We start from the raw sequence: 14,934 nt of genomic DNA, 5'->3' as shown, positions 1-14,934 counted from the left end.
ATCTACTGATCGCGTGTAAGGGCCCGAACAACATGACGCCCGTTCGCGGGCGCACCATGTGCAGGGCCGCAGCGACGTGAGAGTCCAGCCGCCACGGGCGACTGGGTGCTTTGGGGAGGTCTCTTCGGTGTCGTCGACGCGTAACTACGACTCAATGGGGGAGTGTCCGGCGCGGATTGCGGTCCCTGCCAAGGTCACCGAGCATTTGGAGTTCACACGCTGGTCGGGGCGTGCACGTCGAAGCCGACCAGTTCGCCGATAAGGGCCCATATGTCGTACTTTCCTCTGCGTATCTCATCAGATGAATCAATCGCGCGATTCGTGGCTCGATCAAAGGAGCCTGGTTAATTCCCTCGATTCGCGCCGCATTTCTTGCGCGTTCGGTGCCGTCTGCGGACCTTCCCCGTCCGCACTTGGGGTGAGCCCTTGACCCGACTTGAGCAGTAAAGGGACCTCTGACCTGCACGTTTGTCCTGATGATGCGTTTAATGAATCATTGATTCAGGATTTGAAGTTCACTTGGGAGGTTGTGTGGGTGTCGATGGATCGGGCCGTGTTCACCTTGTGGAGTCCTTACCTCTGCTGCATCCGGAGCAGCAGACGTTCGAGGAAATGCTCAGTGGATGGCGCAATCAGCAGTTGTCGCGGAATCTTCAGTTCGGCACGATCGATCAACGGATCCGCTTTGTTCAGCGGTTCATGGAACACGTCAACGAGTTCCCCTGGCGTTGGTCACCAGCCCATGTTGAGGAGTACTTCGGGGACCTGCGTTCGATCCGGAAGTTGGCTCACTCAACGCTGCGTGGTCAGCAGTCTGCCCTGCGGCAATTCAACTCTTACGTCGCCAATCCTGATTACGGTTGGGACGTTGTTTGCGAGCGACGGTTTGGTACCCACCCGGCCCAGGTCTTCTTCGACTGGAACACGGCCACGCATGCCGAGGAGTTCGAGGGCAGGCCATCGAAACGGCCCTTCACCAAGGACGAGCTGCAAAGACTCTTCGACTACGCGGACGACCAAGTCGAGATCATCCAGGCCTCCGGACGAAAAGGCTGGAAGGCTGCTTACCGTGATTCCGTCATGCTGAAGATCGCCTACTCCTATGGGCTGAGGTTCAACGAGCTTCGTCATTTGCAAACGGTCGATTTCAGCATCAACCCGCATATACGCCGGTTCAGGAAGGTAGGCGTTTGCAAAGTGCGGTTCGGCAAAGCCCGGAAAGGCTCGCCACCGAAGTCCCGTAGCGTGCTCACAGTCTTCGAGTGGACGCCGGACATTCTTGAAGACTGGCTGGCCAATGGCCGCGGGACGCTTCAGACGCTGGACCTCTTTCCCAGCGAACGCGGTGGTTTGATTGTCGAGTCGACTCTCCTGCGAAGGCTCCGCCGGTATTTGGATGAGTTGGGCATAGCTTCGGATGGGCTGGACTTGCATTCATTGCGGCGGTCGTACGCAACCCACTTGGCCGAGGATGGATGGCATTCTAGGTTTGTGCAAGATCAAATGGGTCACGAGTATGCGTCCACCACGGGTATCTATCAGTTCGTCAGCGATGACTTCAGGATCCGGACCCTGCAGGCGGCCCTGGACCGTACTGTTGCCGACGCTTTGGAGGCTGGCCGGTGAAACGCCAGGTTGAGTACACGTGGCGGCTTGCGGAGTTAATGGCCGCCCGGGGACTGCACAACACCACGGGGCTGATCCCCTTGCTGGCAGAACGCGGAATCGAGCTGTCCCGGCCCCAAGTCTATCGCCTGGTCAATCAACGACCGGAGCGGGTCTCACTGCAGGTCATCGCGGCGATCTGCGACATCTTCTCCTGCGGCCCGGAGGACCTGATCACCGTGACGGCCGCAGACGTCCGCGCCCGTAGATCCGGCACGACGAACTCCCCGAAGGTGGTCGACCTCAACCGGACGGTCCGCCCGCGTCGGGCACGCGTCATCAACAATGACGGCTGATAAGCCCGCGGGCCTCACCCCGCGCAACATCGTGCGCGGCCGGCCGCGCACGAAAGGATCCATCACCTGTGCCCGATGCGGCCGAGGCGTCCGCCGAACCAGGGCAAGCTGGCCCGAGGGGCGAATCTGCGGCCCTTGCTTCACGACGGCGACCCGAACTCACGGCACCTGCACAGGCTGCGGTCATCACAGGCTGTTGCCCGGACCACCCGTTTCGGATAGCGGAGACCCTCGGTGCGCCCCATGCGCTGGCATCAATCAGGATTTCCAGTGTTCCCGTTGCCGCCAGGAAGGCGAGTTTTACCGCAAAGGATTCTGCGCGCGTTGCGCCCTCGAAGATGACCTCAACGACCTGCTGACCAGCGATCCGGATCATTCTGGAACCGGGTCACGACTCGTGGAGGTCCTGTGTTTGGCCAGCCGCCCCGAAAGCGTCATGACGTGGAAACGTTCAGCCAGGGTCGCGACGTTGCTGCAATCGATCGCCAGCGGCCAGACCCCACTGACGCATGAGGGTCTGGACAGTCACCGGGACACAGCGGCCCGGGAAGCAGACCACTTACGGGAGATACTTACCCACCACGGCCTCCTCCCGCACCGTGACCTCTATCTGGCGCGTTTCGAGCGCTGGATCCAGGACGAGCTGCCGCAACTGCCAGCGGAAGTCGCCAGACCGGTTGAACAGTTCGCCAAATGGCACCACCTCCGACGCATCCGCCCCATGGAATCGCCGGAGCGGAACCTCCACAGCCAGGTGCACTCGGCCAAACAAGAGATCAAGGAGACGATCAAGTTCCTGAACTGGCTCTGGGCGGTCCACGAACGAACGGCGGCCAACTGCACCCAAGAGGACGTAGACAGCTGGCAGGCCTCAGGTCCCACTACACGGCGTTTGATCCGAACGTTCCTCGCATTCGCTCAGAAGACCGGTACAAACACGCAGGTCCGCGTTGCCCGCCCCACCAGCACGAACCGACCCACCATAACGCCCGAACAACGGCTCCTTTGGATACGCGAATTCCTCGAAGGCAATAGTGATTCCTTGCCCTACAGAGTCGCGGGAATTTTGCTCCTTCTCTACGCCCAACCCCTGACGAAAGTGGCAGCAATCCGAACGAGCGCCGTCACCGTCGACGAGGCCACCGGAAGACTCCGGATCACACTTGGCAAGCACCCCCTCCCGATCCCACCGCCGTTCGCAGAGCTCCTCAAGCAGCACCTTCGAACCCGGCCCAACCTAGGAACAGGAACAAGCGCTCAAAGCCCATGGCTCTTTCCCGGCGGCCGGGCGGGTCACCACTTGGGACCCAATACTCTCGCCGCGCGACTTCTCGACCTCGGCTTGAACTTACGCGGGGCACGCAACACAGCGCTTGACGAGCACGTCATCGCCTCACCACCGCCCATAATCGCCGACGCCCTGGGCTACAGCTACCAAGTCGCTCACCGCCACGCCGAAGCAGCCGGCGACACCTGGTCCCGCTACATCGCCGATCGCTCCTGACTCAAACGCCGTTGCTGTGAGTTCTAACGGATGGCTTCGTCGAGCAACTGCCGGAACTGGGCCTCGGTGTTCAGAGTCAGCTTTTTCCCGTTCAGGAAGAAGGTTGGCGTTCCGGTTACCCCCAGAGCTCGCCCATCAGCGACGTCCCGGTTGATGCGATCCTTCGTTGCTTGGTTAAGGACCGCGTTGTCATACTTTGCCGGGTCCAATCCGAGTTCCTGGGCGTAGTTCCTAAACAGGACCGCTTGGGAGTCCTGCCGTTCCCCCCATTGGGGCTGGGATTCAAACAGCTTGGCGGCCATTTCTTCATATTTACCCTGTCGGGCGGCGGCTTCCACGGCCACTGCTGCCGTGCCGGAATTCCGGTGCCCGGGCAGGGGGTAGTAGCGATGGATGAACGTGATCCGATCCCCGTATTCCTTTTTCAGTTCCGCCAGCAGTGGTTCGGCAGCGCGGCAGGATTCGCATTCGAAGTCCAGGAACTCCACCAGCTGCGCCTTCTCCGTGACCGGGCTCGTGACCCGATGGCTGTCCTCCCTGACGAGCTGGGCGTCGGCGGCCACGACCGGTGCGGCCGGAGCCGGCTTGTTGGCGACCAGCACGGCGTACCAGATCAGCCCGGCACCAACGATTGCAGCCAAGAAGATCCAGATAGCGATGCGGACCCTTCGGCCTGAAATGACGGCGCTCACCGATCCGTCTGCTTTGATCCAAGCTCCACGGCAACCGCCTCGCTCGAGGCGTCTGACCCGCACCCGGCACAGCAGGAACCCGTCGGCTCAGCGCCAGCTGGCCGAGCCAGTTCGATGACTACCGGAGCAGACGTGGTCGGGGGCTTGTCAGTAGGCGCGCAGCACTCATCAAGTTCTTCGTCGGCGTGGCCCTGATCGGCGTGCGGAACGGCGCAGCAGGCCTCACCCTTCCAGGCGTTGATGCCTTCCCTGACTGCGATACCGGCGATAATCAGTGCCGTGACCGCATCGGCCCACCACCAGCCCAGCGTGCTGTTCAGGACCAAGCCGACCAAGAGAACGGCGGACAGATATGTGCACAGCAACGTTTGCTTGGAATCCGCCACGGCCGTCCGGGAGCCGAGCTCCCGCCCTGCACGGCGCTGAGCCCATGACAGCACCGGCATGATCGCCAAACTCAACGCGGCGATAACGATGCCGGGTGTTGAGTGCTGAGCTTCTCCCGCACCGGTCAGGGAGCGGACAGCGTCCACGGCCACGAAAGCAGCCAGCGCGAAGAAGGAAATGGCGATGATCCGCAAGGTCAGATGTTCCCGCGGCTCGGGGTCCCTGGCAGTGAATTGCCAGGACAAGGCAAGAGCCGAGGATACTTCGATGACCGAGTCCAGTCCGAAGCCGATCAGCGCCGACGAATCCGCGGCCCCTCCTGCCCAGAGGGCCACGACGGCCTCGATGACGTTATAAGTAATGGTCGCAGCGGCGAAGAGCCGGATCCTGCGGCCCAGGACCGCACGGCGATCCGAGGTCGGTGCATTTACCAGGGCCGTCATGCGAAGCATTCTCCGTCCGGTGCGCAGCAGGCAGGGTCCACTGCCAGGACAACACCGAGCAGGTCTTTGATGGCGTGACCTAGCCGGGCATCAGCGAGTTCATACCGTGTCCGACGTCCGTCCGGGACCGCGACTACCAGCCCACAGCCGCGCAGGCAGGTCAGGTGGTTGGACATGCTCTGCCGGGACACCTTGATGGAGTCCGCCAGATCGGACGGGTATGCCGGGGCCTCGGCGAGAGCCAGGAGAACCTGGGCCCGCGTTGGATCCGAGACCGCGTAGCCGAACCGGGCCAGCACCGGGGCGTGGGTGAGAATTTCCATAAACCCAAAGTACAGCCATCAATGTATTCACACAATGATGTACCAACAAACCCTGTGACACCGTAGTCCGAAAATTCTCCCATCTAACACCGCATCCATCGCCCACACAACAGCCACGGCATAGGTCTCCACCGGCCTCGAATACGCCCGAACCTGATACACAGGGGTGCCAGTATGAGGCAACGCTTGGGCCGCCTGACCTGGCCTGTAGGTCTCAGAAGCGCCCGAATGATTGAGTCTTACCGCTGTTCTGGGACGGCGGCCGAGCCAGTTCCTCAAGCCACCCGCCGGGTGAGCCGGTATGCCGGTCAAGAGATGCCTTGTCGACGGCGTCCGGGGTGAAGCCTGAGACGAGCCACGCAGACGCCTACTACCCACTTCCCAGCAAACCATCAGGTGATCTAGGCAGAATCAATTCGAAGCTTCGGTCAACCGCTATTTGACCGGGGCTTCGCCAATTCAAGCTTGGTTGCTGGCCGTTGCCAGTTGTCAATTTCCGAAGTCGTCTGCACGATGTCCAAAGTCGTCTACACAGCCACAGCAGTGTCCCGTGAGGGGGTCCTTCATCGGCCACTGCGGGGAACCCAGGGACGTTCTTAAAACCCCTCGTTTTCGCGGTTTCGTGATTCCCGCAAGACCCGCCCATAAAACTGCCCAGTGATGGGCCCTAAACGCTACATCAGGCTCATGCTTGTCGGCTATGCCCGCGTTTCCACCAACACCCAAGACCCGACCGCCCAGCGGGATGCTCTCGCAGCAGCCGGCGTGGATCCCGACGCGATCTACGTCGATAACCGGCACCCAGCGCGAACGGCCCGGTCTTGGTAAGGTCCTGGCTGCCTGCCGCAATGGTGACACCCTGGTCGTGACCAAACTCGATCGCCTCGCGCGCTCATGGCCCCACGGCAGGGACATCGCTGGACGAGCTCACCCGCAAAGGGGTGGCCCTTAACCTCGGTGGCAGCGTCTACGACCCCATGAGCCAGTGGGCAAACTGCTGTTCAACGTCTTGGGCATGGTTGGCGAGTTCGAAGCCGACCTCATCCGTGCCAGAATGCGGGAAGGAATGGCCGTCGCGAACGCCAAGGGCCGGCTCCGCGGGAAACAACCAAAGCTCTCCAAAGCCCAAGAGGCGCACCTCGTATGTCTTCACCAAGGCAGCGTGCACACCACCACCGAGATTGCTGAAACTATTCGGCGTCGCCCTCTCAACCGTCTACCGTGGACCAACGCCGCCCAGGTGACAAATAGCTCCGTTTTCGGCGGCCGGGAACCCCCGCAACTCTCGCCTGTCCTCGCGGAGAGGGCAGTGCGCAGCCGGAGGCCGCCTGCTAGCTTTGCTGCGCCGCCGTTTCCTGTGGTGGTCTCCAGCCAGCGTCCGGTCCGATCGCCGCGGAAATCTTTCGCGTGATCGAGCTGAGGGTCTGCGCTTGGGCCGCGGAGATGCTCTCAAAGACCAGGTGACGGATCAAGGCGTGGTGAGCCGGTGTTGATTCGACGACCTTGTCCCGGCCCGCGTCGGTGAGGATGCCGAAGGTGAAACGACCATCTGCGGGATCGACTTCGCGACGCACCCAGCCCTTTGCCTCGAGTCGGGAGATCGCCCGTGACAGCCGAGACAGCGTGCAGCTGGCGTAGCCGGCGAGCACGCTGAGGCGGAGGGACGAGTCGGGTGCGGAGTACAGCGCGAAGAGGATGCCGTGCTCGAAGTTCGTCAGCCCGCTATCGCGCTGCAGCTGTGCGTCGAGCGCCGCCGGGAGCCGCTCGAGCAATGTCGCGACTCCTGCCCAGACATCGAGCTCCTGAGGGTTAAGCGAGGTGGCGTCCGCATTATCGACCATGTCTGAATACTAACGCATAACCAACCTATGACTTGCGCAGGCAAGTAAAAGTGGCTTACTGTTAGTTTCCTAAGCAAGTCAATGGCGCCAGATCAGGCGCGTGTCACGGGAGATTTCATGGATCTGCAGTTGCAGAAAAAGAGGGCATTTATCAGCGGCTCGTCGCAGGGGATCGGCTACGCGATCGCGGCCGCACTGGCCGCAGAGGGCGCGTCGGTCGTGCTAAATGGGCGTGACTCCGAGCGGCTCGCCGCCGCCGTTGATCGCCTTGAGTCCGAGCAGCCGGACGCGAACATCTCAGGGCTCGCCGCCGACTTCTCGAACGCAGCCGACGTGGCGCGCCTTGTTGAGTCCCTGGGAGAGGTCGACATCCTCGTGAACAACGTCGGCCTGTTCGGGCTCGCGGACTTCACTTCGGTCACGGACGAGGACTGGGCCCGCTACTTCGAGGTGAACGTCATGAGCGGCGTGCGCCTGTCCCGCGCGGTTCTCGGCGGCATGTTCGAGCGCGGCTGGGGGCGGGTGGTGTTCATCAGTAGCGAGTCCGGGGTGAACGTGCCGGCGGACATGGTCCACTACGGCATGACTAAGGCGGCGATGCTCGCCGTCGGCAACGGTCTGGCGAAGCTCACCCGCGGCACCTCGGTCACGGTCAACACGGTCCTCGGCGGCCCGACGTTCTCGGATGGAGTGGCGGCATCGGTGGCGGCAGTGGCGGATGCGCAGTCTCTCCCGCCTGAGGCAATGAAGGACGCGATCATCGCGCAGAATCTCACCACCCTGCTCGAGCGCTTTATCGAGCCAACGGAGATCGCGCACCTTGTGACCTACCTCGCGAGCCCGCTGTCGTCGGCAACGAACGGGGCAGCCCTGCGGGCGGACGGAGGCGTGCTCACCGCGATGCTGTGACGCCTGCCTACGCATGCGGTCGTCATGATGCCCTCGGATGTGAAGCTCTCACATCCGAGGGCATCATGCGTCACGGAGCATCCCCTCGACTGCTGAGACAACGGCGCGACGATGCGCCCTGATGCGGCGGGGGTCATCGTGTGCGCCCCCAAGGGCGGTGAGCCCAGTGGGCGAGAGCTGCCAGGCCTGCGCGATCGCATAGATAAAGATGAGGACATCGACCGGCGTCAGGGCGCTAGTACTCGCCGCCCGCACACCCTCAACTTTGGCGGAATATACGTCAACGGGCTCGGACAGCGCGGACGGTCGCTCCAGACGTGCCCACATGCTCAACCGGAGAATGTCCGGCCGTTCCTGGTGGTGGTCGAACACCCGCCCCGCCCATCCAGCCAGATCCTCGGGGTCGGGAGGAACATCGGTCGCGAGCGTCCGCAGCGCGGTCTCAAGCGCAGCATCGAATAAGCCACTCTTTCCCCCGAAGTACGCGTAGATCATCCGCACATTGCTTTCCGCACTCCGCGCGATCCGATCGACTCGGCCGCCTGCGAAACCTTGCTCCGCGAATTCCTCGATGGCCGCGGCAAGGATCCGCGACCGGGTTGCTTCTGCGTCTCTCATGCACTCCCCTTCGATTTGACGATCTCCGTCTCTGCGTTAATCTTACAGGTAAGTATTCGTTTACTTATTTAGGGAGTCAGTATGGAGAATCCAGAAATCGCTGTCGTTACAGGCGCAAGTCGAGGGCTGGGGCGTGCGACCGCGCTTGCCCTTGGCGAGAGCGGCTACCGCGTGGTCGTAGCGACCCGGACCGTCGAGTCGGCGCAGGACGTGGTGAGCCGCATCAAGGAGGCTGGCGGCGAAGCGCTGCCGCTTCGGTTGGACGTCGCGGATCCACAGTCGATCGACAACGCGACGACGACGGTTCTTGCCGCGATCGCTGCGAAGTGGGCAGGGTCTCGCATCACGGTCCTCGTGAACAATGCCGGGGTGGGGCATTTCGCACCATTGGGTGAGGTGAGCGTCGCAGACTTCGACGACACGTTCGCCGTCAATGTGCGCGGACCGTTCCTCCTGATCCAGACGCTAGCGCCGCATCTCGCGGAAGGGGCGCGCGTCGTGAACCTGTCGAGCTCGCTGAGTCGACATGTGAGTCCCGCCACCGCCGTGTACGCGGCATCCAAGGCGGCGATCGAAGCCCTGTCGCGGAGTCTCGCGCTCGAGCTCGGGCAACGAAACATCCGCATCAACACGATCGCTCCCGGTCCGACCGCGACCGACTTCAACGGCGGTGCGATGCGTGACAACGCCGAACTGCGCCACGGGCTGGGTCAGCAAACCGCGCTCGGCAGGGTCGGCGAACCGGCGGAGATCGCCGACGCCATCGTCGCTCTCGTCTCACCCAGCCTCCGCTGGGTCACGGGTGAGCGCATCGAGGTCTCCGGCGGGGTCCTGCTGTGAGTACGGTCGCCGTCTTCGGCTCCAGTGGGCAAACTGGCCGCCGGGTCGTCGACCACCTGGCACGCGAGGGACATGATGTTCTCGCGGTCAGTCGGCGGGCCGCGGTCGGCAGCTCGCCCCAGGTCCGGACAGCGGCCGCCGACCTTACGCGCGCGAGCGTCAGCCAGCTGCGCGAGATCCTGGACGGGGTCGAAGCCGTGGTCTTCGCGGCAGCTGGCGACCCGATCCGCGTGGACCGGGACGGTGCTCTGCGCGTGATCGAAGCCGCCGAGCAGGCAGGCGTCACACGTTTCGTCCTGATCACCGGGATGGGGGTCGGGCGAACCCGGCCAGCCGAATACTACGGCGGGTTCTGGGACACGTACTTCGGAGCGAAGGAGGCCTCCGAACACGCACTCCGAGCGAGCAGACTGTCGTGGACGATCCTGCAACCGGGAGAGCTACTCAACGATACTGGGCGCGGCCGCGTCGAGCTGGCGCTCACCGGATCACTCCCGATCGGCGCCGTCACCCGTGACGACCTCGCCGCGGTGGCCGCGGCGGTAGTCAATCGCGCGGATTCAGCCGGCCACGGATGGGAGGTGGTCGGCGGAAACCAGGGCGTAGGGTGCGCAATCGACGCGGCAGTTCTGCGCTGACTCCGAGACAGCACGCCCCTCAACAAGTACGGAACTTAAATTATGAGCAAGACCATCCCATGACTCGTTTCACCCCCACCGCTGCCAAGCCTGGCGCGTCACATCGTAAGCACATCGAACTGAAACTACCCGCAGACCCAATCACTGCGTTCGGAACGGGTTTGACCCCTGCCTGCCCCTCGCGTCTTCAAAGAAGACTTTCTTTTTCGGCGACAGGATTCACCATTCAGTCACATTCAATACATGGAGATGTCTGTCCGCCGTCCAAAAGTGTGGGATTGGACTCTAGGACTCGCACCAAGTGCTGCCCAGAAAAGGTCTTCGGCGCCCTAGCCTGACGCCTTCCCGGCAACAACCTGACGTCAGGTTGGGGGTGTGGTCTAGGACGATCCTTTGGGTACCAAGCTAGTTCCGACGCATGCTTGCGGCAACGTCTTTCTGTCGGGACTGCATAAGTGTCCTGATATCCGCCACGACCTGGTTTCTGGCTGTGCTTTTGGGGTCAGTCAATGATCTCTGTTCACCGCTCGTGACCTCTTGTCTTCTTAGTTCCGTATCCTGGACCTCAAAGGGGCCGTTTCCCGACGAGAACGGATCGTAGAATATTCGGTCATACACAAGGCCTCCCCTCGTAGGAAGGAATTGATGATCCCCAAGTCATGCGCCTAGTCCTGGCTGAAGGCGGCGTCGAAGGAGGTCTGTGAGGCGGGGAAGTCGAACTTCTTCAGCGCCGCGAGGGCTTCGGGGGCGCCGTGGAGGCGGTCCATGCCTGCGTCTTCCCATTCCACGCTGATGGGTCCGGTGTAGCCGATCGCGGTGAGCGCCCGGAAGGAGGATTCCCAGGGCACGTCACCGCGTCCGGCGGAGACGAAGTCCCAGCCTCGGCGGGGGTCGCCCCAGGGCAGGTGCGAGCCCATGACGGTGTTCCGGCCGGTGGGGCGGAGCTTGGTGTCCTTGCAGTCCACGTGGTAGATCCGGTCCTTGAAGTCCCAGATGAAGGACACGGGGTCGATGCCCTGCCACATGAAGTGGGACGGGTCCCAGTTCAGGCCGAACGCTTCCCGGTGTCCGATCGCTTCGAGGGTCCGGACGGTGGTCCAGTAGTCGTAGGCGATTTCGGAGGGGTGGACTTCGTGGGCGAAGCGGACCCCTTGTTCGTCGAAGACGTCCAGGATGGGGTTCCACCGGTCGGCGAAGTCCTGGTAGCCGGCGTCGATGACCTTTTCCGGGACGGGCGGGAACATGGCGACGTATTGCCAGATGGAGGAGCCGGTAAACCCCACCACGGTGTCCACGCCCAGGGCGCGGGCGAGGCGGGCGGTGTGTTTCATTTCTTCGGCGGCGCGTTGGCGGACACCTTCGGGTTCCCCGTCGCCCCACACACGGGAGCCGACGATCGCTTCGTGGCGGAAGTCGATGGGGTCATCGCACACGGCCTGGCCCTTGAGGTGGTTGGAGATGGCCCAGACCTTCAGGTTGTACTTTTCCAGGATGGCGAGTTTGGATTCGACGTAGCCGGGTTCGTCCCAGCGCCAGGCGTCCAGGTGGTCTCCGGAGACGGCGATTTCCAGGCCGTCGTAGCCCCAGCCCGAGGCAAGGCGCGCGACTTCCTCGAAGGGAAGGTCGGCCCACTGGCCGGTGAACAGGGTGAACGGCCGGGGCATGTCAGGCTCCTTCAATAGTGGTTGCGTTGAGCTGGATCAGTGAGCTCTTGGCGGCGGCGGACTCTTCAACCGCGGCCAGGACGCGCTGGATTTGGAGTCCGTCCTCGAACGACGGCGACGGCTGGCTCCCGTCCCGAACTGCCAACAGGAAGTCGCGGATCTGGTGCGTGAAAGTGTGTTCCCAGCCGATAATGTGACCCTGCGGCCACCACGCTTCGAGGTACGGGTGTTCGGGCTCGTTGACCAGGATCCGCCGGAAGCCCTGCTCCCGGACGGGAAGAGTGGCGTCCAGGAACATCAACTCGTTGAGGTTTTCGAGGTCAAAGGTCAGCGACCCGGCAGAGCCGTAGATTTCGATCCTGAGGCTGTTCTTTTGTCCCGTGGCTACGCGGGAAGCCTCGACAGAGGCGCTGATATTTCTCGTCAATCCAAGGGTGGCCCATACTGCATCGTCCACGCTAACTTCTTCCAACCCCGCCGGGCCCGGCCGGTCATTTACGAAGGTCCGTAGCGTTCCGGTCACTTCGGTGACCGTTTCGCCGGTGAGGTTCTGAATCTGGTCGATGGCGTGGGAGGCGATGTCGCCCAACGCTCCGGAACCGGCGGTTTCCTTCCGAAGCCGCCAGGTCATGGGGGACTCGGCGTCGGAGAGCCAGTCCTGAAGGTAGGCGGCGCGGACGTGCCGGACCGTGCCAAGCCGCCCTTCGGCGATGAGTTCCCGTGCCAGTGCCAGGGCGGGGACGCGCCGGTAGTTGAAACCGATCATGGACTGCACGCCCCGGGCGCGCGCCTTGGCTGCGGAAGCGGTCATGAGTTCGGCCTCGGCCAGGGTGTTGGCGAGGGGTTTCTCGACCAGGATGTGCTTGCCGGCCTCGAGGGCCGCGATGGCGATTTCGGCGTGCATCCAGCCCGGGGCGCAGATATCGATGATGTCGATGTCGTCCCTGTAAATGACAGAGCGCCAACTGCTCGATGATGTGGCCCATCCATACCGCGAAGCGGCTTCAGCTACCAGGGATGTATCGCGACCTACCAGGACCTTCTGTTCGAAGGTGGGGACGTCGAAGTAACTGGACACGTTCCGCCACGCGTTCGAGTGCGCCTTTCCCATAAAGGCGTAGCCGACGCAGGCCACGCCGAGCGGGCGGGAGGAGCTTGGACGTTCTCCAGATGGCGAAGAAAAACTTGAAGGAGCCATTGACGTTTCCTTTGGGAATGAGTCTTCGTGTCGCCTCAATCTCGCCAGTTATGGGCGTGGGTGAGGTTGTACGGGGCGGTAGAGACGGGGCGACAGGGGACAGTCGCCGGGCACGGCGTGCGTGAGACTGCCTGGCTCCACAGGCGGACGTGACCGTAGCAGCAATCTAGGAGAACTTTTGCCTGACGTCAAACAAAAGCTGCGCGCTCTTGACGAAAAAGGTCTTTTCAAACTGGATCCAACTTGTTACTTTGTAAATGGATCCAATTTCTATGGATTGGATCACAAGGAGAAGGTTTGGCCGATGCTCCCCGGAAACGGCGGCCGTTCCAGTCCAATCAAGATCAAGTTTCTGACCATCAACGAAAGCGAAAAACGATGCTTCGTCGCCTTAAATATGCCTGCGGTGCTGTAGCTACAGCCGCCGTGCTGGCATTGACTGCGTGCAGCCCAACGGGAACGCCGCAACCTGAATCCGCTGTTCCGACGACTCTGACGATCAACGGAGCCCGTCCGATTTCGTTTGATCCTGCCCAGGGGCAGGAGGGCTCTTGGATGCCGACATTCCAGGCTGCCTACGACACCCTCATTCTGCGCAAGCCCGACGGCTCCCTGGCACCGATGCTTGCCACGGCCTGGGAGTTTAACGGCGACCGGACAGAATTGACGTTGCAGTTGCGCAGCGATGTGACCTTCAGCGATGGATCCAAGTTCGACGCTGCGGCCGCGAAAGCAAATCTTGATCATTTCCGAACCGGAACAGGTCCTCAAGGGGGCACATTGGCGGACGTCAAGTCCGTGGAGGTTCTTAGCGAGGACTCTATCAAGATCGTCCTTTCCGCCCCGTCGCCTTCACTGCTCATCGCACTGTCAAACGCCGCCGGCTTGATGGGCAGCCCGAAGGCCCTGGGCACTGAAGCGATCAAGGCGAGCCCCGTCGGTAGTGGACCCTACACGCTCAACCATTCAGAAACTGTCGCCGGATCCCAGTACACGTTTGTGAAACGCGACGGTTATTGGAACCCCGAGCTCCAGCACTTTGACAAAGTTGTGATCAAAGTAATCCCTGATGCCACGGCAGCGGTCAACGCTCTTGTCTCCGGACAGCTTGATGCCGCCTTACTCAACACGAAGACAGCCGCCCAGGCACGCCAAAACCCCGACCTTGCTGAATACAGGTACGTCAACAACTGGCTCGGCTTAATTCTCTACGATCGCTCAGGCAAGATCCTCCCGGCGATGAAGGATGTCCGGGTCCGTCAGGCCATCAATTACGCCATCGACTCCAAGTCGATCTTGAAGAACATTTATGGAGACCAGGGCAAACAGACGGCCCAGATCTTCGGTCCGAACTCGTCGGCCTACGACGAAACCCTGGATGAGCGCTACCCCTACAACCCGCAAAAGTCCCGCACTTTGTTGGCGGAGGCGGGATATTCAGACGGTTTCGAGATCACCTTGCCGGTGGCCGCGTCACTCGATCCTGCAATGATTGCAGTCGTTGTCAAGCAACTGGGTGAAGTTGGAATCAAGGCCAAGACACAAGCCGCGGATCCGGCTAACCTGATCGGCGACCTGACCTCTGCGAAGTACGCGGCAATCCCGATTACGCTCTTCCAGCCTGACACATGGGCAACGATCAGAACCTCCGTCTCCCCGACTGCCCTTTTCAACGCACAGAAGACCCAGGATCCCAAAGTCGATGAACTGATGGAGAAGATCCGGATCTCTTCGGAGGATGATGCCAAGAAGGCTGCCCAAGAACTGAACAGATATCTCGTTGATCAAGCCTGGTACGTGCCGTTCTTCCGGCTGGATCAGACCTTCTTTGCCAAAAAGACGGTCAAGGTGACTCCGCAGCAGGAGCAGTTGGTTCCGTCGATCTACAACTACGAACCGGCGTCCTAGGATTCCCT

The 14,934-nt window shown here is 61.9% G+C and carries 15 protein-coding genes and 1 pseudogene; 9 read left to right on the top strand and 7 right to left on the bottom strand.

Translation table 11 applies throughout. The features are described 5' to 3' along the window. Positions 1-531: 531 nt before the first annotated feature. The 3 genes from J3A64_RS08250 to J3A64_RS08240 all read left to right on the top strand — a co-directional run bounded on the left by J3A64_RS08250 (position 532) and on the right by J3A64_RS08240 (position 3,465). Positions 532-1,626, top strand: a complete 1,095-nt coding sequence (locus tag J3A64_RS08250) for a tyrosine-type recombinase/integrase (protein WP_210064045.1) — start codon at positions 532-534, stop codon at positions 1,624-1,626. Beyond that, positions 1,623-1,961 (top strand): helix-turn-helix transcriptional regulator, encoded by a 339-nt coding sequence (locus tag J3A64_RS08245; RefSeq protein WP_210064044.1) that lies wholly within the window; start codon positions 1,623-1,625, stop codon positions 1,959-1,961. Before J3A64_RS08250 ends, J3A64_RS08245 begins: the two co-directional genes overlap by 4 nt. 436 nt (positions 1,962-2,397) lie before the next feature. Further along, positions 2,398-3,465, top strand: coding sequence for a recombinase XerD (locus tag J3A64_RS08240; RefSeq protein WP_286176232.1), 1,068 nt, complete (start codon positions 2,398-2,400; stop codon positions 3,463-3,465). Positions 3,466-3,488: 23 nt separating this feature from the next. On the opposite strand, the gene J3A64_RS08235 is transcribed toward J3A64_RS08240, so the two are convergent. Genes J3A64_RS08235 through J3A64_RS08225 form a run of 3 tightly spaced genes read right to left on the bottom strand, consistent with a single transcriptional unit; the run spans position 3,489 to position 5,310 of the window. Next, positions 3,489-4,157, bottom strand: coding sequence for a thioredoxin domain-containing protein (locus J3A64_RS08235; RefSeq protein ID WP_210064042.1), 669 nt, complete (start codon positions 4,155-4,157; stop codon positions 3,489-3,491). Beyond that, on the bottom strand, positions 4,154-4,987 hold the full coding sequence (locus tag J3A64_RS08230; RefSeq protein WP_210064041.1) for a cation diffusion facilitator family transporter: 834 nt from the start codon (positions 4,985-4,987) through the stop codon (positions 4,154-4,156). Before J3A64_RS08230 ends, J3A64_RS08235 begins: the two co-directional genes overlap by 4 nt. Further along, the gene (locus J3A64_RS08225) at positions 4,984-5,310 is read right to left on the bottom strand and encodes a helix-turn-helix transcriptional regulator (RefSeq protein WP_210064040.1); all 327 of its coding nucleotides are present in this window, start codon (positions 5,308-5,310) and stop codon (positions 4,984-4,986) included. The genes J3A64_RS08230 and J3A64_RS08225 overlap by 4 nt, the downstream gene beginning before the upstream one ends. 660 nt (positions 5,311-5,970) lie before the next feature. On the opposite strand from J3A64_RS08225, the pseudogene J3A64_RS08220 reads away from it, so the two are divergent. Beyond that, positions 5,971-6,721, top strand: a pseudogene (locus J3A64_RS08220) (recombinase family protein). On the opposite strand, the gene J3A64_RS08215 reads toward J3A64_RS08220, so the two are convergent. Further along, positions 6,642-7,151 carry a MarR family winged helix-turn-helix transcriptional regulator gene (locus J3A64_RS08215; RefSeq protein WP_210064039.1) on the bottom strand — a complete coding sequence of 170 codons (510 nt, stop codon included), beginning with the start codon at positions 7,149-7,151 and terminating at the stop codon, positions 6,642-6,644. The pseudogene J3A64_RS08220 and the gene J3A64_RS08215 overlap by 80 nt on opposite strands. Positions 7,152-7,268: 117 nt before the next feature. On the opposite strand from J3A64_RS08215, the gene J3A64_RS08210 reads away from it, so the two are divergent. Continuing rightward, positions 7,269-8,060 (top strand): SDR family NAD(P)-dependent oxidoreductase, encoded by a 792-nt coding sequence (locus J3A64_RS08210; protein ID WP_210064038.1) that lies wholly within the window; start codon positions 7,269-7,271, stop codon positions 8,058-8,060. Positions 8,061-8,123: 63 nt separating this feature from the next. Here the strand turns inward: J3A64_RS08210 and J3A64_RS08205 are convergent, their stop codons facing one another. Then, positions 8,124-8,678: a TetR family transcriptional regulator gene (locus tag J3A64_RS08205; protein WP_210064037.1), complete on the bottom strand. Its 555-nt coding sequence runs from the start codon at positions 8,676-8,678 to the stop codon at positions 8,124-8,126. 81 nt (positions 8,679-8,759) lie between these two features. On the opposite strand from J3A64_RS08205, the gene J3A64_RS08200 reads away from it, so the two are divergent. Both J3A64_RS08200 and J3A64_RS08195 read left to right on the top strand, forming a co-directional pair. Next, complete coding sequence (locus tag J3A64_RS08200) at positions 8,760-9,518, top strand: SDR family NAD(P)-dependent oxidoreductase (RefSeq protein WP_210064036.1); 759 nt, start codon at positions 8,760-8,762, stop codon at positions 9,516-9,518. Beyond that, positions 9,515-10,156: an NAD(P)H-binding protein gene (locus J3A64_RS08195; protein WP_210064035.1), complete on the top strand. Its 642-nt coding sequence runs from the start codon at positions 9,515-9,517 to the stop codon at positions 10,154-10,156. Before J3A64_RS08200 ends, J3A64_RS08195 begins: the two co-directional genes overlap by 4 nt. A 665-nt stretch (positions 10,157-10,821) precedes the next feature. Here J3A64_RS08195 and J3A64_RS08190 read toward each other — a convergent pair. Further along, the gene (locus J3A64_RS08190; protein ID WP_210064034.1) at positions 10,822-11,820 is read right to left on the bottom strand and encodes a sugar phosphate isomerase/epimerase; all 999 of its coding nucleotides are present in this window, start codon (positions 11,818-11,820) and stop codon (positions 10,822-10,824) included. Between the two features lies 1 nt (position 11,821). Continuing rightward, complete coding sequence (locus tag J3A64_RS08185; RefSeq protein WP_210064033.1) at positions 11,822-13,018, bottom strand: Gfo/Idh/MocA family protein; 1,197 nt, start codon at positions 13,016-13,018, stop codon at positions 11,822-11,824. Positions 13,019-13,196: 178 nt separating this feature from the next. On the opposite strand from J3A64_RS08185, the gene J3A64_RS08180 reads away from it, so the two are divergent. Further along, positions 13,197-13,433: a hypothetical protein gene (locus J3A64_RS08180; protein WP_210064032.1), complete on the top strand. Its 237-nt coding sequence runs from the start codon at positions 13,197-13,199 to the stop codon at positions 13,431-13,433. Between the two features lie 140 nt (positions 13,434-13,573). Continuing rightward, a complete protein-coding gene (locus J3A64_RS08175) occupies positions 13,574-14,926 on the top strand; it encodes an ABC transporter substrate-binding protein (protein ID WP_210064031.1) in 1,353 nt (450 codons plus the stop codon). Positions 14,927-14,934: the final 8 nt, after the last annotated feature.

This window comes from Pseudarthrobacter sp. PvP004 (genome assembly GCF_017876035.1).
Taxonomy (GTDB): Bacteria; Actinomycetota; Actinomycetes; order Actinomycetales; family Micrococcaceae; genus Arthrobacter; species Arthrobacter aurescens_A.
Note: the sequence above shows the minus strand (reverse complement) of the source record. Positions and strands in the feature narration are given on the sequence as shown.